Source organism: Streptomyces sp. NPDC046985 (assembly GCF_040644415.1).
Taxonomy (GTDB): domain Bacteria; phylum Actinomycetota; class Actinomycetes; order Streptomycetales; family Streptomycetaceae; genus Streptomyces.
Window position 1 is genome coordinate 25684 of sequence record NZ_JBEYWK010000008.1, and the last position, 18389, is coordinate 44072.

Annotated in this window: 13 protein-coding genes; 8 read left to right on the top strand and 5 right to left on the bottom strand. The window is 73.3% G+C overall.

The annotated features are described in order from the left end of the window. Positions 1 to 68: 68 nt before the first annotated feature. Together ABZ861_RS12305 and ABZ861_RS12310 are read left to right on the top strand one after the other, a co-directional pair. A complete protein-coding gene (locus tag ABZ861_RS12305; protein ID WP_361627956.1) occupies positions 69 to 1430 on the top strand; it encodes an SWIM zinc finger family protein in 1362 nt (453 codons plus the stop codon). A 256-nt stretch (positions 1431 to 1686) separates the two neighbouring features. Then, a complete protein-coding gene (locus ABZ861_RS12310; RefSeq protein ID WP_361627959.1) occupies positions 1687 to 3315 on the top strand; it encodes a DUF5691 domain-containing protein in 1629 nt (542 codons plus the stop codon). Between the two features lie 17 nt (positions 3316 to 3332). Here the strand turns inward: ABZ861_RS12310 and ABZ861_RS12315 are convergent, their stop codons facing one another. Beyond that, positions 3333 to 3749, bottom strand: a complete 417-nt coding sequence (locus tag ABZ861_RS12315) for a cobalamin B12-binding domain-containing protein (RefSeq protein ID WP_361627962.1) — start codon at positions 3747 to 3749, stop codon at positions 3333 to 3335. 557 nt (positions 3750 to 4306) lie between these two features. Here ABZ861_RS12315 and ABZ861_RS12320 point away from each other — a divergent pair. Both ABZ861_RS12320 and ABZ861_RS12325 read left to right on the top strand, forming a co-directional pair. Next, positions 4307 to 5173 (top strand): alpha/beta fold hydrolase, encoded by an 867-nt coding sequence (locus ABZ861_RS12320; RefSeq protein ID WP_361627965.1) that lies wholly within the window; start codon positions 4307 to 4309, stop codon positions 5171 to 5173. Between the two features lie 190 nt (positions 5174 to 5363). Continuing rightward, complete coding sequence (locus ABZ861_RS12325) at positions 5364 to 6926, top strand: M23 family metallopeptidase (RefSeq protein WP_361627968.1); 1563 nt, start codon at positions 5364 to 5366, stop codon at positions 6924 to 6926. 129 nt (positions 6927 to 7055) lie between these two features. On the opposite strand, the gene pcrA is transcribed toward ABZ861_RS12325, so the two are convergent. Then, positions 7056 to 9560, bottom strand: coding sequence for a DNA helicase PcrA (gene pcrA, locus ABZ861_RS12330; protein ID WP_361627971.1), 2505 nt, complete (start codon positions 9558 to 9560; stop codon positions 7056 to 7058). 329 nt (positions 9561 to 9889) lie between these two features. On the opposite strand from pcrA, the gene ABZ861_RS12335 reads away from it, so the two are divergent. Both ABZ861_RS12335 and ABZ861_RS12340 read left to right on the top strand, forming a co-directional pair. Continuing rightward, positions 9890 to 11650 carry a C40 family peptidase gene (locus ABZ861_RS12335; RefSeq protein ID WP_361627974.1) on the top strand — a complete coding sequence of 587 codons (1761 nt, stop codon included), beginning with the start codon at positions 9890 to 9892 and terminating at the stop codon, positions 11648 to 11650. A gap of 78 nt (positions 11651 to 11728) precedes the next feature. Beyond that, complete coding sequence (locus ABZ861_RS12340) at positions 11729 to 12706, top strand: hypothetical protein (RefSeq protein WP_361627977.1); 978 nt, start codon at positions 11729 to 11731, stop codon at positions 12704 to 12706. Here the strand turns inward: ABZ861_RS12340 and ABZ861_RS12345 are convergent. After that, a complete protein-coding gene (locus ABZ861_RS12345; RefSeq protein WP_361627980.1) occupies positions 12684 to 13037 on the bottom strand; it encodes a hypothetical protein in 354 nt (117 codons plus the stop codon). The two genes, ABZ861_RS12340 and ABZ861_RS12345, sit on opposite strands and share 23 nt — an antisense overlap. Before the next feature lie 591 nt (positions 13038 to 13628). Between ABZ861_RS12345 and ABZ861_RS12350 the strand changes: the two genes are divergently transcribed. After that, entirely contained in the window at positions 13629 to 14693 is a 1065-nt protein-coding gene (locus tag ABZ861_RS12350; RefSeq protein ID WP_361628628.1) for an NlpC/P60 family protein, read from the top strand. Positions 14694 to 14715: 22 nt separating this feature from the next. On the opposite strand, the gene ABZ861_RS12355 is transcribed toward ABZ861_RS12350, so the two are convergent. Together ABZ861_RS12355 and ABZ861_RS12360 are read right to left on the bottom strand one after the other, a co-directional pair. Beyond that, positions 14716 to 15456, bottom strand: a complete 741-nt coding sequence (locus ABZ861_RS12355) for a response regulator transcription factor (RefSeq protein ID WP_361627983.1) — start codon at positions 15454 to 15456, stop codon at positions 14716 to 14718. Further along, on the bottom strand, positions 15456 to 16745 hold the full coding sequence (locus ABZ861_RS12360; RefSeq protein ID WP_361627986.1) for a PspC domain-containing protein: 1290 nt from the start codon (positions 16743 to 16745) through the stop codon (positions 15456 to 15458). The genes ABZ861_RS12355 and ABZ861_RS12360 overlap by 1 nt, the downstream gene beginning before the upstream one ends. Before the next feature lie 430 nt (positions 16746 to 17175). Here ABZ861_RS12360 and ABZ861_RS12365 point away from each other — a divergent pair, with 430 nt between their 5' ends. Next, positions 17176 to 18375: an IS110 family transposase gene (locus tag ABZ861_RS12365; protein WP_361628631.1), complete on the top strand. Its 1200-nt coding sequence runs from the start codon at positions 17176 to 17178 to the stop codon at positions 18373 to 18375. Positions 18376 to 18389: the final 14 nt, after the last annotated feature.

Here is an 18389-nt window from a genome sequence, read left to right on the forward strand (position 1 = left end):
AATCGCTCTGACCTGCGCAAACGCCGTCTCGGGGCCGATTGTCAGTGGGGGGATCTACCTTCGATGGCATGACTCAGCAGGGGGTGCGCTGGACCGCGGACCAGGTGCTGGCACTGGCGCCTGACGTCGCGTCACGCAAAGCGGGAAGCAAGCTCGGCACGGCGGGACCGTGGTCCGAGGCGGGCAGTGGTGACGAGGGGACGGTGTGGGGGCAGTGCGAGGGCAGCGGGAGCAGGCCGTACCAGACGGTCGTCGACCTCGCGGAGGCGACCGGGCCCGCGTACAAGTGCAGTTGCCCGAGCCGTAAGTTCCCGTGCAAGCACGCGCTCGGACTTCTGCTGCTGTGGGCGGCCGGAGAGGGCGCCGTGCCGCCCGGCAGTCCGCCGGACTGGGCCGGACAGTGGATAGCGGGCAGACGACGGCGGAGCGCCGGCGAGGCGGACCGGCAGGCGGGCGGTCCGGCGCCGGGCGCCGGGGCCGCCGACCCGGAGGCGGCGCGCCGCCGGGCGGAGCGCCGGGCCGAGCGGATCACCGCGGGCGCGACGGAGCTGGAGCAGCGGCTGGCCGACCTGCTGCGCGGCGGTCTGGCCGCGGCCGAGCAGTCGGGGTACGGACTGTGGGAGGAGACGGCGGCCCGCATGGTCGACGCACAGGCGCCCGGCCTGGCGGCGCGGGTGCGGGAACTGGGGACCATCGCGTCGTCCGGACCGGGCTGGCCGGTGCGGCTGCTGGAGGAGTGCGCTCTGCTGCACCTCCTGGTCCAGGGCTGGCTGCGCCGCGACCGGCTGCCGCCGGAGCTGGCGGCGACGGTCCGCTCCCGCGTCGGGCTGCCCGCCGCCGCGGACGGCCCCGCGGTGCGGGACCGCTGGCTGGTCCTCGCCCAGTACGACACCGCCGACGCGAAGCTGACCACGCGCAGGATCTGGCTGCACGGCGCCGAATCCGGGCGCACGGCGCTGCTGCTGTCCTACGGCGCGGGCGGCCGCGCCCCGGAGCTGGCGCTGCCGGTCGGACGGGCCGTGGACGCGGAGGTCGCCGCGTTCCCGGGCGGAGGACAGCCGCGCGTGGCCCTGGGCGCGCAGCTCGCTCCTCCGGCGCCTACGCGCATACGCCCGCACGGGGTGACGACGGCGCAGGCCGCCGCCCGCTACGGCGAGGCGCTGCGCGACGACCCGTGGCTGGAGTCGGTCCCGGCGACGCTGCGGGACGTCGTGCCGGTTCCGGACGGCGACTCCTGGCAATTGGCGGACGCAGGTGCCGACGCCGCGCTGCCGCTCACTCCGACGGCCCGCAGCCGTCCGGGGCTCTGGCGGCTGGTGGCGCTATCGGGCGGTGCGCCGGTCACGGTGTTCGGCGAGTGCGGTCACCGCGGCTTCACCCCGCTGACCGTGTGGACGCGCGACGAGGAGAGAATGGTGACGCTGTGTTGAGCGAATGCCTGCCGTCCGTGACACGTCGCATGGTCGGGCCCCTGATGTGTGGGGCATTGGGGTGATGTCCGCCCGACCAGTGCGGGGCGCCTTGGACCCTGCGGGAAGCCTCACCCATAAGGCGCACGCAGGCCGCGACCACTGTTCGTCCAGCGTTCTTTCTCACCCGATCCACGATTCTCTTCCGCCCCGGGGGAAACTCGGAGACCGTGACCTCCGACTCCCCTCAGGCGATCCGGCTAGGGAAAGGAAGCTCATGATGAGGACCTCCGCCCCGGTGGAGGCGCCCGCGCCGGGCGCCTGGGAGGAGTCGGTCACCAGCGCTCTGCTCGGCACGGACCGCCGCAGACCCCAAGGCGCCGTCTCAGGGCGGCAGGCGCCCGCGGCGCTGCTCGACGCGGCGGCCGTACAGACCGTGCACCGGCGGGCGGGGCTGCTCCCCGCACCGGCGGCCGAGCGCCCGGAGCCCGCGGCCGCGGACCCGCGCCCGCCCCTTCCCGACGCGGCGGCCCGCAGACTGGCGATGCTGCTCGCCGACCGGTCTGGCACGGCCAGCGGCGGACGCCGGGGGCCCGCCCCCGATCTGGTGGAGCTGCTGCCGCAGTGGCTGGCCGCGGCGAACGCGCACGGCTACGCCGCGCACGCCGAGACGCTGCCCGCGCTGCTGGACGCGGCCAGGAGCCGCACGGACCTGCGCACGGCCGCGCTGGCCTTCGCCGGTCCGCGCGCGCTGTGGCTGGCGCGATTCCATCCCGACTGGCGGTTCGTCCTGCGGGCGACCCCGGGCGGCGGCGCCGCGCTGCCCGGCTCCGAGGATCCGGACCGGATGCGGCAGCTCTGGGAGGAGGGCCTGTTCGCCGAGCGGGTCGCCCTCCTGGCGGCGCTGCGCGGGCGGCGACCCCGAGCAGCGCGCGAGCTGCTCGCCTCCACCTGGGCGTCCGAGCGGGCCGAGGACCGGCTGATGTTCCTCGACTCGCTGCGCGCCGGCCTCGGCCCGGACGACGAGCCGTTCCTCGAACAGGCCCTGGCCGACCGCAGCCGCACCGTGCGGGCGACGGCGGCGGAGCTGCTCTCCGCGCTGCCGCATTCCGCGCTCGCCGCCCGGATGGCGGACCGGGCCGGGGCCTGTCTCTCCGTCGACCGCACCCGCCCGGCGCCGGTGCTCGTCGTCGAGGCGCCCCACGAGTGCGACGCGGGAATGGAGCGCGACGGCGTGGTGGCCAACGCCCCGGCCGGCCGGGGCGAGCGGTCGTGGTGGCTGGGTCAGCTCCTCGAAGCGGCGCCGCTCGGCGCCTGGCCGGCGCGGCTGGGCGGCCGCACACCGCAGCAGATCACGGCCCTTCCGGTGGCGGACGACTGGCGGGCCGAGTTGCACGGCGCGTGGTGCCGGGCGGCGGTGCGGCAGAAGGACGCGCAGTGGGCGCGTGCGCTGCTGGGGGCGCCCGCGGCGCCCGGCGCCGGGGGCCCGGGAGCGGTGTCCCTGGCCGAGCGCGCCAAGCTGCTCGGCACGCTGGGCGACGCCGAACGGTCCGACTGGGTGGCCGGCTTCATCGCGGCGCACGGACTGTCCGAAGCGTTTCAACTGCTCGGAGCGTGCGCGGTGCCGTGGGCCGCGCCGCTCGGACGGGCGGTGGTCGACGCGCTCGACATCGCGCGGGACGCAGGGAGTTACCCATGGAGTTTCAGCGGAGTGATGGGACTGGCCGAGCGGTGCCTGGAGCCCGCGGAGGCGCACCGGCTCGACGCGCTGCTGGCCGCGCCGGACGAGGCGGAGGACGCGTCGCCCGGGGCCGGCGGGTACTGGGCGGAGGCGTTCCAGCGCCTGGTGACGACGTTGCGGCTGCGCGCCGCCATGGCCGCGGAACTGGGCGGCCGGGACGGCTGAGCCGCCTGCCGCGGCCGCTACGCCTGGGTGGGCTGGCGGACGTTGGCCTTGACCCAGTCCACGATCGCCTGGGTGGTCGCGCCGGGCGTGAAGATCTCCGCGACGCCCTTCTCCTTGAGCGGCGCGATGTCCGCCTCGGGGATGATCCCGCCGCCGAAGACGACGATGTCCTGCGCGTCGCGCTCCGTCAGAAGGCCGATCACGGCGGCGAACAGCGTGTTGTGCGCCCCGGACAGGATGGACAGTCCGATCGCGTCGGCGTCCTCCTGGATCGCCGTGGCGACGATCTGCTCCGGAGTCTGGTGGAGCCCGGTGTAGATGACCTCCATGCCGGCGTCGCGCAGCGCCCGCGCGATCACCTTCGCGCCCCGGTCATGGCCGTCGAGCCCCGGCTTGGCCACCACCACGCGAATCGGACCGGCTGCCACACCCATCACTGCCTCCATGAACCGACTGGATCCGTTCCCCGGGGGACGGACGCCCCGCACGACGTTGTCCGGGGAAGTGAACGAACGTTATCTGCACCATCCCGCAATCGGCAGTTTCACGGTGCTGACAGAGGGGGAAATCACACGGTGGGACACTCCTTCCGACTCGTCGAGCCGGTGGGAACCGAGTACTCCGCATTGTTCCCCGTCGCCGCGGTCGACGCGCCGCAGTTCACCGCGGCGGGGGGAGCACGGCGGGGAGAAGCGTCACGGGAGCCGCTACGAGGTCGTCGCACCGGCGCACCGCGCGCCACGCGCCGTGGTGGTGCGGAGCACCGGCGCGGGCATGAAGGACACACAGGGCAGATACGGCACGACAGCGGGGGCCCTCGTCGCCACACCGACAGGGGACCTCGCCGCCCCCTCGGCGTCCCGTACGCCGGGCGCCGGGCCTTCCGCCCCGCGTGCCCCGCTCTTGCCCCGTCGGCCGCCTTCGCCGCGACGGCCCACAAGGGCACACGGGGGACAGTGCCGTCCTCCCGCGTGCCGACAGGAGGTCGGCCATGAAGGTCACCAGGGTCGCAGACCCCATTCTTCCGCTCGCCCAGCATCTGCTCCCGGTCAGGATCGCCGGACTGTCGCTGGCGCTGCTGAAGGCGACCGCCCTGGAACTCGCGATCCTCGCGGGTCACGTCCTCCTCTACCCCTCCGGGATCATCCAGGAGCGCCGCAACGCCTCCTGCCCGGACCCCGCCCCGGAGGACGCGGCGCAACTCCCCGCGGAGGCGAAGCCGCCGGTGGTGCTGCTGCACGGATTCATCGACAACCGCTCGGTCTTCGTCCTGCTGCGCCGCAGCCTCGCCCAGCACGGCCGCCACCGGGTGGAGTCCCTCAACTACTCGCCGCTGACCTGTGACATCCGGACCGCGGCCGATCTCTTGGGCCGGCACATAGAGGAGATCTGCGAGCGCACCGGCAGCGACCGCGTCGACGTCGTCGGACACAGCCTCGGCGGCCTGATCGCCCGCTACTACGTGCAGCGGCTCGGCGGCGACCTGCGCGTGCGCACGCTGGTCACTCTCGGCACCCCGCACGGCGGCACCCGTGTCGCGCCGCTGGCCAACGCCCATCCGATCGTGCGTCAGATGCGGCCCGGCTCGGAGCTGATCGAGGAGCTGTCAGGTCCGGCTCCCGGCTGCCGCACGTATTTCGTGAGCTTCTGGAGCGACCTCGACCACCTGATGGATCCGCTGGAGTCGGCCTGCGTCGAGCACCCCGACCTTCGGGGGGAGAACATCCAGGTGAGCGGCATCGGCCACCTCGCGCTGCCGCTGCACCCCACGGTCGCGAGCAAGATACGCCAGGCCCTGGACACCGTACGGCCGGGAGATCCCTCCGTCCGGCGCTCCGGACAGGTCACCGTCGCCTGACACGGCTCCCTCGACGTCGAACATCTTCTCGAACACAACACCAAGGGTGTGCCCGAGTCCCCCGAATCACGGCTGATTGCCCGTTTCCCGCCCCCGGGAAACCTGCGGAAGATTGTCGCGCCCGCAGACCGCCGGGTACAGTCGCCGCACTGCTCTGGCAGCCCCTGTCGTCGAGGCGAAAGAGAAGTCGGTGAACGACCCTCACCCGTCGGGGACCGCGACTCCCCTGGCTCCGGCCTCCGATGACGCCGAGGCGCCCTACGGCAGACAGCAGGTCGCGTACGGCGACCACGCCCCGTACGGCGACTACACGGCCTCCGGTCTCCTCGGAGGCGCGCACCCCCCGGCGGACTTCGCGGCCGACCCGCTCTTCGGCGACTTCTCCGCCCACCCCGCACCGGCTGTCGGCGCCTACGACGCCGCCCTGTGGCCCACCGGCGGCGGTCACCACACCGCGCACTACGACGCATACCCGGCCGAGCACGCCTACACTCCCGCCCACGGCGCCCCAGCCCACAGCGCCGCCGCCCAGGACGTCGCCGGCTACGACACCGGTGCCTGGGACACGACGGGGTGGGCCGCCGGGTACCAGTACCTGGCGACCGTGCCGCAGCAGTCGGCGCCCGCCGAGGCCAGCGGCCAGTGGGACACGACCGCCTGGCTTCCGGCCGACGGGGCCGGGTTCGCGGCCGACCACACCGCGCAGTGGGACTGGAACGCGCAGCCCCATGACACCGGCGTTTACGACGCCACCCAGTGGAACAGCGACGGCGCCCCCGCCGACCACACCGTCTCGGTCGCCGTCGGCGAGGACTTCGCCGCCCCCGCCGCACACCCAGAGCACCTAGAGCCCCACGAGCACCCCGTGCCCTCCGAGCCGTCCGCCGCAGACGGGGACGGGGACGGGGACGGGGACATGCTGGCGACGGGTGAACTGCCCGCTGCTCCCGCGCTCTTGGAGGAGCAGGAGGAGCAGGTACCGGCCCCGGCGCCGACCGCCGGTTCCCGCGGCGCGGGGCGCTCCCGGCGGCGCAGCCCCGCCAAGCGCTCGGCGCTGCTGACCGTGGCCGTGCCCTCGGCGTGCGTGATGGGGGTCGCCGGAATCGCCGCCGCGTCCGTCGGCGGTCTCACCGGCGAGACCACGCAGAGCGCGGCGGCCGCGTCCGACGTGCACCCCGTGCAGTCGGCCGCCGCCAACCACACGTTGGACACCCAGTTGCAGCGCCTGTCCGCCGGAGCGGACGACTTCGCCGACCGGGCCAGCCGTACCCAGGAGCGCATCGACCTCCGGGCGCAGCAGCAGGCCGAGAAGAAGAAGGCGGCGCAGAACGCGGCGCGCAAGGAGAGACTGCGCCCGAAGTTCGTCCTCCCGGTCACGCAGAGGGGCCTGAGCGCCTACTTCGGCCAGGCCGGAGTGAACTGGATGTCCGTGCACACCGGCATCGACTTCCCCGTCTCGTTCGGGACGCAGGTCGTGGCCGCGACCGACGGCACGGTCCGCACCCAGTGGAACAGCGCCTACGGCAACATGCTGATCCTCACCGCCAAGGACGGCACGCAGACCTGGTACTGCCACCTCTCCCGGTATCAGGCGTCCACCGGCACGGTCGTCAAGGCCGGCGAGCCGATCGCTTACTCCGGCAACTCGGGCAACTCCACCGGCCCGCATCTGCACTTCGAGGTCAGGCCGGCGGGCGGACCGCCCGTCGACCCGCTGCCGTGGCTGCGCAGTCACGGCCTCGATCCGACGTGAGCCGCGAAGCCCTCGCCCGTTGAGCGGAGTCCGCACGGACCCCGCTGAGCGGGGTCCACACGGACTCCAGACGTACGGCCCCGGGCGGGGCGAGGAATCAGCGGGCGCCCAAGCGGGCGCCGCGCATGGCTACAACTTCTCCACTGGCGCGTAGCGCAGCAGCAGCCGCTTGGGCTTGGCGTCGCCGAAGTCGATCGTCGCCTCGGCGTTGCCGCCGGTGCCCTTGACCGCGACCACCGTGCCCAGACCGAACTGGTCGTGCGTGACCCGGTCGCCGGCGGTGAGCGACACCACCGGCTTCTCCGACGTCCGGCGGGTGGCGAACCCCGCGGCGCCGGACGCCGACGAACGGGAGCGGGACGACGACAGCGAGGCGGCCACCCCGCCGACCGGCCCGGAGGACAGGGGCGCGGCGCCGCCCTTGCGCTTCCAGTCCACGTGCGCCGACGGGATCTCCTCCAGGAAACGGGAGGGCGGATTGTACGACGGCTGGCCCCACGCGCTGCGCATCGCCGAGCGGGTCAGATACAGGCGCTCCCGCGCGCGCGTGATGCCGACGTAAGCCAGGCGCCGCTCCTCCTCCAACTCCTTGGTCTGGCCGAGGGCGCGCATGTGCGGGAAGACGCCGTCCTCCATGCCGGTGAGGAAGACCACCGGGAACTCCAGCCCCTTGGCGGTGTGCAGGGTCATCAGGGTGATGACGCCGTCGCCGTCCTCCTCGTCGGGGATCTGGTCGGAGTCGGCGACCAGGGCGACCCGCTCCAGGAACTCGGACAGGGCGACCGACTCGCCCTCCCCCCGCTCCTGCTCGAATTCCAGCGCGACCGCGGCGAGTTCCTGGAGGTTCTCGATGCGCGTCTCGTCCTGGGGATCGGTGGAGGACTGCAACTCGGCCAGGTAGCCGGTGCGTTCGAGCACCGCCTCCAGGACCGTGGCCGGGCCGGCGCCCAACTCCACGATCGTGCGCAGCTCCTCCATCAGGGTGTTGAACCGCTTGACGGCGTTCGTCGACCGCGCGGCCATGCCGTACGCCTCGTCGACGCGGCGCAGCGCCTGCGGGAAGCTGATCTTCTCCCGCTGGGCGAGGGCGTCGACCATCGCCTCGGCCCGGTCGCCGATGCCGCGCTTGGGCACGTTCAGGATGCGGCGCAGCGGGACGGAGTCCTCCGGGTTGGCCAGCACGCGCAGGTAGGCCAGGACGTCCCGGACCTCCTTGCGCTCGTAGAAGCGGACTCCGCCGACGACCTTGTAGGGCAGGCCGACGCGGATGAAGATCTCCTCGAAGACACGGGACTGCGCGTTGGTCCGGTAGAAGACCGCGACGTCGCCGGCCTTGGCGTCGCCCGCGTCCGTGAGGCGGTCTATCTCGTCGGCGACGAACTGCGCCTCGTCGTGCTCGGTGTCGGCGACGTAGCCGGTGATGCGGGCGCCCGAGCCCGCGTTGGTCCACAGGTTCTTCGGGCGGCGCGACTCGTTGCGCTCGATGACCGCGTTGGCGGCGGACAGGATCGTCTGCGTGGAGCGGTAGTTCTGCTCCAGCAGGATCGTCGTCGCGTCCCCGTAGTCCTCCTCGAACTGGAGGATGTTGCGGATCGTCGCGCCGCGGAAGGCGTAGATCGACTGGTCGGCGTCGCCGACCACGCACAGCTCGGCGGGCGCCGTGTCGTCCGGGCCGGGCGGCACGTCCACGGAGTGCTCGGCGGTGCCGACGAGCTCCCGCACCAGGGCGTACTGGGCGTGGTTGGTGTCCTGGTACTCGTCGACCAGGACGTGCCGGAAACGGCGGCGGTAGTGCTCGGCGACGTCGGGGAAGGCGCGCAGCAGGTTGACCGTCGTCATGATCAGGTCGTCGAAGTCGAGGGCGTTGGCCTCGCGCAGGCGCGACTGGTAGAGGGCGTACGCCTGGGCGAGGGTCTTCTCGAAGCCGCCCCCGGACTCCGTCTGGGAGGCGCCGGCGGCCTGGGCGGCGAAGTCCTCCTCGTCGATCAGCTCGTTCTTGAGGTTGCTGATCTTGGCGCTGAAGGCCTTGGGCGGGTAGCGCTTGGGGTCGAGGTCCAGGTCACGGCAGACCAGGGCCATCAGGCGCTTGGAGTCGGCGGCGTCGTAGATGGAGAAGGACGACGTGAAGCCGAGTCTCTTGCTCTCCCGGCGCAGGATGCGCACGCACGCGCTGTGGAAGGTCATCACCCACATGGCGGCCGCCCGCGGGCCGACGAGCTGTTCGACGCGCTCCTTCATCTCGCCGGCGGCCTTGTTGGTGAAGGTGATCGCCAGGATCTGCCCCGGGTGGACGCTCCGCTCGGCCAGCAGGTACGCGATCCGGTGCGTGAGCACGCGGGTCTTGCCCGAGCCGGCGCCGGCGACGATGAGCAGCGGGGAGCCGGCGTGCACGACGGCGGCGCGCTGGTTGTCGTTCAACCCCTCCAAGAGCGCGGCCGTGTCCACGGCGGGGCGGTGGGCGCCGTCGCGGTAGTAGGCGTCGCGGTCCGGGGGCAGGTCGAACTTGCCGCCGAACAGATCCTCCGGAACGGGCTCCGGAGTGTGCTCGTCCTCGGGCGGCGGCGGGCGCTCCTCCTCGTGGCCCCGCGGGGCCTGGAGGTCCGCCAGGAAGTTGTCGTCAAAGAGGCTGCTCATCGCTCTCCGAGTCTAGGGCGCTGCACCGACAGCCCGCGGCCACCCGAAAGAATCAGCCGGAAGATCACCAGGTCACCAGGCCGGACGAGGCCAAGGTCACGAAAACGTATCGGACATATGACGCCTCGACCTTCACACAAGGCACACGAATTGGTTACGGTTCCGACGGGCCGCTCGGCTGCCGGCGCACACCGACGGGCCGCGCTGCCCGCGCCGAGTCCGGCCTCGCCGCCCAGCGAACCTCCCCGCCCGGACCCTCCCCGGAGCTGCCGCGGCCCGGGACCCCACCGCCCTCCCGGCAGGCGGACGACGGAAGGAACCGTTCCCCCTTGGCGCCGCACAGCACCACCCGCCTCCCGGTGACCCGCGCAACGGACACGCCCCCGGTCCCCCAGACCGGTGCCGCCGATCTCTCCGCCTGGGACGCCGCGAGGCCCACCCCCGAAGAGGTCGAGAGGAAGATCGACGAGCTGTACCGGCGGGCCGACTCCGCGCTCGGGGGCCACGGCGCGCGTCGGTACGCGGCCGGGGAGACCGACCGGGAGGCGGCGCGAGAAGCACGGGAGGCGCGGGAGGCGCGGGAGGCGCGGGAGGCGCGGGAAGGGGACGGCGAGGCGCCCAGGCAGCGGGGACGGGTCGCCGCTCTCCTCGACGACATGGCCAGGGGGACCGACGTGCTCGGCAGGGCCCGCGGCGTGCTCGGCGCGCTGACCGGGACGCAGCCCTCCGCCGCCGGTACGCCGAACGCCGCCGGACTTTTCCCGGATATCCCGCAGGACTACTTCGAGCAGGCGCAGCTCATGAGCCGGCTGACCGCGCGCCGGGGGGACCTGGCCGAGGCCGCCGAAGCACGGCGGCCGGCTACCGGTCGGCGGCGGCGAGTTCCGCGAGCCCTGCCGGCGCCCGCGTCGGGGAGGCTGGCGCAGGCGCCGTCCGGGTCGGTGCCCGCACCGCCGCCCGTGCCCGCACCGCCGCCCGCGCCGACCGCTGAACCGACGGCGGCGGCGCTGGGAGGGCCGTGGGGCAGTGCCCCAGGTGAGCTGGACGGCGGGCAGTTCGGGGCGTCGGCGGAGGGCGGAGGCCAGGGCATCAGGGCGGAGGGCGGACGCCAAGGCATCAGTGCGGGCGGCGGACGCCAGGGCATTCGGGCGGCCAAGGCCGCCGTCCAGCGCCAGCTCGCCGTGTCGCGCGCCCTGCTGGCGGAACGAGCCGCAGGGCATCCGGGTCGGTGGACGCCGGAGGCGATGACGGCGCCGGTGCCGTCGGCCGAAGCGATGACGGTGCCGGTGCCGGTGCCGGTGCCCGAGGCGATGCGGTCGCCCGAGGTGATGTGGGCGCCAGAGCCGCTGCCGGCGCCGGAACCGGAACTGACGGCTTCCGCCGCGGCGGCGGAGATCAGGGCGACGTCCCCGATTTCGGCACCGTCCCCGGTCCCGATGTCCTCCCCGATTTCCGGGCCGTCCCCCGTGACGATCCCGGAGGCGTGGAACGGCCCGGAAAACACGGTCGCGGCGACGAAGGCGACGACGATCACGCGGGCGCCGATCACGGACGTGCCGGAACCCGCGACACCGGCCGCACCGGCCGCACCAGCCGCACCAGCCGCACCAGCCGCACCAGCCGCACCAGCCGCACCAGCCGCACCAGCCGCACCAGCGACCGTAGCGCCGCAATCGGCGCCCCGGCCCGCAGGCGCCGAACCCCTCGCCGAGGCCGGGAAGGCCCTCGCCTTCGCCCGCGCGCAGCTCGGCAAGCCCTACGTCTGGGGCGCCGCCGGACCCGGTTCCTACGACTGCTCCGGACTCGCCCAGGCCGCCTGGAAGGCCGCGGGGGTCGCGCTACCGCGCGCCCTGGACGAACAGGCGGGGGCGGGCAAATCGGTCCCGCTCTCCGCGGCGCTCCCTGGCGACCTCGTGTTCTTCCACCCGGCGCCGGAGGCGTGGGACAGCCAGGGCGAGACGGGGCACGTCGGCGTCTACGCCGGTGACGGCACGATGATCCACGCCCCGAGGCCCGGCGCCTGCGTCCGCGAGGAGTCGATCTTCTCTCAGGGCAGGTCGGCCGTCCGGGCCGTGGTGCGCCCGGCCTGAGACCGCCCGGCCGCCTTTCGGGTGCGCCCGCGCGCGTGCCCCGCTGATGTGGGGCGGGCAGCTCTTAGCATCAGGATCATGCCCGCCACCTCACTCTTTCGCGCCTGGCTGGCGCAGCGTCCGCCGACGGCCGGGGCCTTCGTCCTGGCGACCGCGATCCTGTCGGTCGGGCTGGGTCTGACGGGCTGGGAGGCGTTGTCGCTCGCCGCGCTGGCGCTGGCCTGTCTGGCCTGGCTGGCGCTGGCCGCCGACTTCGCCGTTCGGCTGGTGCGCGAAAGGGCGCGGTGGGCGCAGGAGGCCGGGACGCCGGGCGGCCTCACCGCGGTCGCCGCGACGGCCGTTCTGGGAGTGCGTTTCTCGGCGCTGGGGTGGCAGGTCCTCGCCGCGGCGCTGCTGGCGCTGGCCGCGGTGCTGTGCCCGTGGCTGCTGGTCCGGGTGCTGCGGACCCCGCGGGCGCCGATGCCGGGGTCGGTGTTCCTGAGCTGCGTGGCCGTGGAGGCGCTGGCCGTGCTCGCCGCGTCCGTCGCCGCGGCGGAGTCGGCGGCCTGGCTCGTGCATACGGCGCTGGTCCTGTTCTGGCTCGGCCTGGCGCTCTACCTCTTCGCCGCACTGCCCCGCTTCGAGCTGCGGGAGGTGCTCCAGGGACGCGGCGATCACTGGGTGGCGGGCGGCGCCCTGGCGATCGCGGCCCTGGCCGGCGCGAAGCTCATCGCCGCCGCCGAGCACGGACCGTACCTGTGGAACACGGACGACAGCGGCGTCCTGCACACCGTGACCTGGGCGCTGCCCGTCCTCGCCCTGGGCTGGTACGCCGTCCTGCTCGTCGCGGAGCTGGCGCGGCCCCGGCTTCGCTACGACGTGAGCCGCTGGGCGACCGTGTTCCCCATGGGCATGACGGCCGCGGCCGCGCTGTCCGCCGCCTCGCCGCTGCGCGCCCCCGGCCTCCACACGCTCGGCGTGGTGCTGCTGTGGGCGGCCGCGGCGGTGTGGCTTGCCGTCGCCGCGGGCGCGGTCGTGGACGCGCGGGCGGAACTCAGGTCCACAGCAGCGCGATGAAGATGTTCGCGGTGGTCAGCAGGCCCACCAGGCCGAACATGTTCTTGTCCACCCTCTCGTCGTCGCGCTTGACGTAGACCAGGCCCAGGATCACGATCAGCAGCGCCAGCTTCACGCCGATCTTGACGGTGTTGACGTGGGCGCCCTGCGCCTCGTTGAGGCCGACCAGGACGACGCCGGTCACCAGCATGGTCGACGCCCCATGGAGCATGGCCGGCACGAACCGGGCCGCGCCCTGGCCCATCGCCTTCATCTGGGTGAGGAAACCGCCGAGCAGCGCGGCGATCCCGATGATGTGCAGGCCGACGAAGAGATGGATGAGTACGTCCATGGGGCCGGAGCCTAATCAGCGGCCCGGCCGCCGCGGGCACCGCCCCGCCCGGGCCGGCGCCGATCCCGCCCCTGCGCCACCGCCTCGCCCGGGTGCACGCCGCCGCCCCGGCCCATTCGGACGCCGCCGCGCACGTCACAGGGCCCACCACACCGGTCAGGAGATCGCCTGCACCGCGACGGACGCCCACGCTCTCCCATCTCCCGAGTCCCGTCTCCCGGCCGCCTCCGCCGACTTCTCCGAAATGCATATATCCACTCCATAGCAGCCCGGCCCGGCCGTCCGCCCGACACTCCCGCGCATCGGTCATCACTCACGGTGAAGTCGCCCCATCCGCATCCGGAACGCGGTCGCAGACGATCGCCAGCCGATCCCTTCACGCCAGCTCCGAACAAGAAGTCACCCGGCAGGCACCCTGCGCCCTACCGTCCTCCCCCAGGTGAACGGCTTCCGTTCGTCGCCCGGGACCCGGGCGGCAGCCGCACACCATCGCCAGGAAGTCCGTCGGCGGCCGCTCCCTCGTGTGCGGACCGTCGACGGACGCCCCGCACCACCGGCTCCGCCGCCGAACGAAGGGACGTGACGGCCCACGTGGCAGCGCACCGCAGACCCCGACAGCGCTCGCTCAGCGGAGGCACGGCGCATGCCGCCGCTGTCCTCGCCCTCACCGGCGCGGCGGCCGCCTCCGCATTCGAGGGCGTCGGGCAGGCAGCGCCCCAGCCGACGTCGCAGCAGGTCAGGGCCAAGGTGGACCGGCTGTACCACGCGGCGGAGGCCGCCACCGAGACATACGACGGGGCGAAGGAGAAGGCGGACGCGGCCGTGAAACGGCTCAAGATCCTGGGCGACGAGGCGGCTCGCGGGCAGTCCCGCCTCAACACCGCGCGCGACGCCCTCGGCGCGGTCGCCGCGGCCCAGTACCGCGACGGCGGGCTCGACCCTTCGGTGCGGCTGATGCTGTCCGACGACCCCCGACGGTATCTGGAGGGCGTCGAACTCGTGGAGCGCGTCGGCGTCCGGCAGACGGCAGCCGTCGCCGAGGTACGCCGCGACGTGCGACACGTCGAGCAGGTACGCGACGCCGCACGCCACGAGCTGGCCTCCCTGAGATCCCGACAGGCCGAACTGCGCCGGCAGAAGAAGACGATCACCGGCAAGCTCGACGAGGCCCGGCGGCTGCTGTCCCAGCTCTCCCCGCAGCAGCGCGCCACAGTCGGACAGGGCTCCTCGGCCTCCCCGCGCGCTTCCCGCTCGGCCGCCGTGGCACGGCAGGCGCTGAGCGCGCCGGGACCGGTCGCGGCCCCCGGCTCCCGGGCGGCGGCGGCCGTCGCGTACGCCTACAGCAAGCTTGGCAGCCCCTACGTATGGGGCGCGACCGGCCCCACCGCCTTCGATTGCTCGGGCCTGGTCCAGGCGGCCTACCGTGCCGCCGGAATCTCCCTCCCCCGCACCACCTACGCCCAGATCGACGCGGGCCGTCGAGTCTCCCGCTCCGCACTGCGTCCAGGCGACCTGGTCTTCTTCTACTCCGGGATCAGCCACGTCGGCCTGTACGTGGGCAGTGGACTGATGATCCACGCGCCGAACCCGTCGGCGCCGGTCCGGCTGGCGCCGATCGACGAGATGCCCTTCGCCGGGGCCGCGCGCGTGGCGTGAGGACGGTCCGGCACGACCGCGGTCACACCAGGCGGCGCGCCGTCGCCCAGCGGGTCAGCTCATGGCGGTTGGAGAGCTGGAGCTTGCGCAGGACCGCCGAGACGTGCGACTCGACCGTCTTCACTGAGATGTAGAGCTGCTTGGCGATCTCCTTGTACGCGTAGCCGCGGGCGATGAGGCGCAGGACCTCGCGCTCGCGCTGGGTGAGACGGTCCAGGTCCTCGTCGACCGGCGGCGCGTCGGTGGAGGCGAAGGCGTCGAGCACGAACCCGGCCAGCCGCGGGGAGAAGACGGCGTCGCCCTCCTGGACCCGGAAGACCGAGTCGACGAGGTCGGACCCCGTGATCGTCTTCGTCACGTAGCCGCGCGCCCCGCCGCGGATGACTCCGATCACGTCCTCCGCCGCGTCCGAGACGGACAGCGCGAGGAACCGCACCGGCTGCTCGGCGTCGGCCGTCAACGCCGAGCAGCGCCGCAGCACTTCGACTCCGCCGCCGCCGGGGAGGTGGACGTCGAGGAGGACCACCTCGGGGCGGGTCGCGGTGATGACGGTGACCGCCTGGTCGACGTCCGCGGCCTCGCCCACGACCTCCACGCCGGTCTCCTCGGTGCGGCCGATCTCGGCCTGGACTCCGGTGCGGAACATTCGGTGGTCGTCGACGAGGACCACGCGCACGCGCCGGCCGCCCGCGTCGCCGCCGCCGCTTCCGGCCGCCCCACCTCCCGCTCCTGCCGTACCGTTCGCCTCGGTCGGGTCGCTCATCACGTGTTCTCCGCCCTCTCCATCTCCAGCTCGACCTCCGTGCCGCCGTCTGGCACGCGCCGCAGCCGGGCCGTCCCCCCGTGGCGCTCCATGCGGCCGATGATCGATTCCCTGACGCCCATCCGGTCGGCGGGTATCGCGTCCACGTCGAAACCCGGCCCGCGGTCCCGGACGGACACGAAGACCGACCTGCCCTCCACTTCGGCGTACACCTGCACTGCGCCGCCCTCGCCACCGTACTTGGCGGCGTTCACCATGGCTTCCCGCGCGGCTTGCATCTGGGCGCCGACGCGTTCGTCGAGCGGGCAGTCCCCGACCACGACCACCTCTATCGGGACTCCGTGCTTGTCCTCGACCTCCGCGGCGTTGCGTTTCACCGCCTCGGCAAGGGTGGCCGGTTCGTCGGTCTCGTCCTTTCCGTTGCCCTCCGGCCTGTACAGCCAGGCGCGCAAGTCGCGCTCCTGGGCGCGGGCGAGGCGGCGGACCTCTCCCGCGTTCTCCGCGTTGCGCTGGATCAGCGTCAGCGTGTGCAGCACCGAGTCGTGGACGTGGGCGGCGACCTCGGCGCGCTCCTGGGCGCGGATGCGCATCAGGCGTTCCTCGGAGAGGTCCTGGGTGATGCGCACCAGGTACGGGCCGGCGAGCAGGGTTATCCCCACCAGGACGGCGAGAGCCGCCTGGAGCACCGAGCCGAGGTGGGCGGCCGAGCCCTGGAGGACGAAGATGGCGGAGACGCCGGCGGTGACCAGCAGGACGCCCGCACCGGCGCGCAGCAGCGTGAGCGTACGGCGACGGCTGCCGACCTCGACCCAACGGGCCCGGCGCGCGTTGTCCGCCTGCCGCCAGACCAGAGCGACGCCCGCGGCGACCAGGACGGCGGGCACGAGGTACGCCTTGGCGGCGCCGCCCAGGTTGACGCTGCCCACGAAGACCATCGCCACGGCGACCATGAGGAGCAGGGCGACGATCTGGCCCCTGTCCGGTCTACGGGCGACGAGTCTGCGGCGGCCGTCCGGTGAGGTCTCCGTCGTGACGAGGGAGGGCGGTTTCTGACCGCCGACGCCGCCGACGCCGAGCGGCACGAAGAACCAGAAGGCCGCGTACAGCAGCGCGCCCAGACCGTCGGCCATGAACAGCCCGGCGAAGACGAGCCGCACCCAGACCACGGGCAGCCCGAGATGCCCGGCGAGCCCCCGCGCCACTCCGCCCAGCCAGCGTCCGTCGCTGCTGCGGTAGAGCTTGCGCGGCGGCCGCGGATCCTCGAGGGGCTGCGCTGCGGCTTCCGGCATGCCAATGATGGTCACACGACCGCCGGGACCGGGGCATCAGGGTCCGCCCCCGAGACTCCCCTGATCTTCACAGCGACGCCGGGGCAGCGGGCTGCGGGGGCCGTGAGGACCGGAGTTCGGCGGCTGTGCGGCCGGGATCCGACTGCCCTCGTCCGGCCGGGATCCGACGGCGGTCGGGGCGCCCCCCCCCGTTACCTTCTTCGTGGCTCCGCAATGGGGCTACCGGCCTTCGGGTCCGGCATGGCTTCCCCCTCCTGTTGTTGATGATCCGGGGGGTGGTGTCACCGGGCCCGGAGGCATCGACGGACCGCTGATGAGGGGCTTGAGCACCGGCTTCGCCCAAGGTCGGAAGAGCTCTCCGTAACGTGGATGTGGCAGCTCGGCGCCCAGGCAAGGCCGGACGAAAGCGTGATGGAGGGGCTGGCACGCGATCGACACCGGCGACATCGACGTCTTCCTCGGCCTGGACGTCGGCAAGGGCGAACACCACGCCACCGCCGTCACCCCGGCCGGCAAGAAAGCGTTCGACGAGCGCCTGCCCAGCACCGAACCCAAGCTCCGCGAACTGTTCGCGAAACTCCAGGCCAAGCACGGAACGGTGCTGGTCGTGGTCGACCAGCCCGCCTCGATCGGGGCCCTGCCGCTGGCGGTCGCCCGCGACATGGGCTGCCCGGTCGCCTACCTGCCGGGCCTGACGATGCGACGGATCGCCGATCTCTACCCCGGCGATGCCGAGACCGACGCGAAGGACGCGTTCATCATCGCCGACGCCGCCCGCGCGATGCCGCACACGCTTCGGGCAGTCGACGGCGAGGACGAGACGAACGCCGAGCTGGAGATGATCGTCGGCGTCGACGACGACCTGGCCGGCGAGGCCACCCGCGTCGCGAACCGGCTCCACGGCCTGCTTACCCAGATCCATCCGTCGCTGGAACGGGTGCTGGGGCCGCGGCTGCTGCACCCAGCCGTCCTCACCCTGCTGGAACGGTTCGGCTCCCCGGCGCAGACACGTAAGGCGGGCCGTCGGCGGCTGGTCACGCTGCTGCGGCCGAAGGCCCCGCGGATGGCCGAGCGACTGGTCGAAGAGATCTTCGACGCCCTGGACGAGCAGACCGTGACAGTCCCGGGCACGGAGGCGGCCGCGCTGATCGTCCCGAGCCTGGCCGGATCGCTCACGTCCGTGCTCGACCAGCGGAAACTGTTGGCCGGTCGGATCGAGGAACTACCGGAGGACCACCCTCTTTCGAAGGTCCTGACGTCGATGCCGGGAGTCGGCGTCAAGACCGGAGCCAGGATCCTGATCGAGGTCGGCGACGGCAGCACCTTCCCGACCGCCGGCCACCTCGCCGCCTACGCCGGACTCGCACCCGCGACCCGGAGCTCAGGCTCCTCGATCCGCGGCGAACAACCCTCCCGGAGAGGAAACAAGCAGCTCAAACGGGCCTTCCTCCTCTCCGCGTTCGCAGCCCTGGGCGACCCGGCATCCCGGACCTACTACGACAAGAAGATCGCCCAGGGCAAGCACCACACCCAGGCCCTGCTCTGCCTCGCCCGACGCCGGGCCGACGTCCTCTTCGCGATGCTCCGCGACGGAACCTTCTACGAACCCCAACCATCAGCAGCGTCATGAGCAGGCAAGAAGAC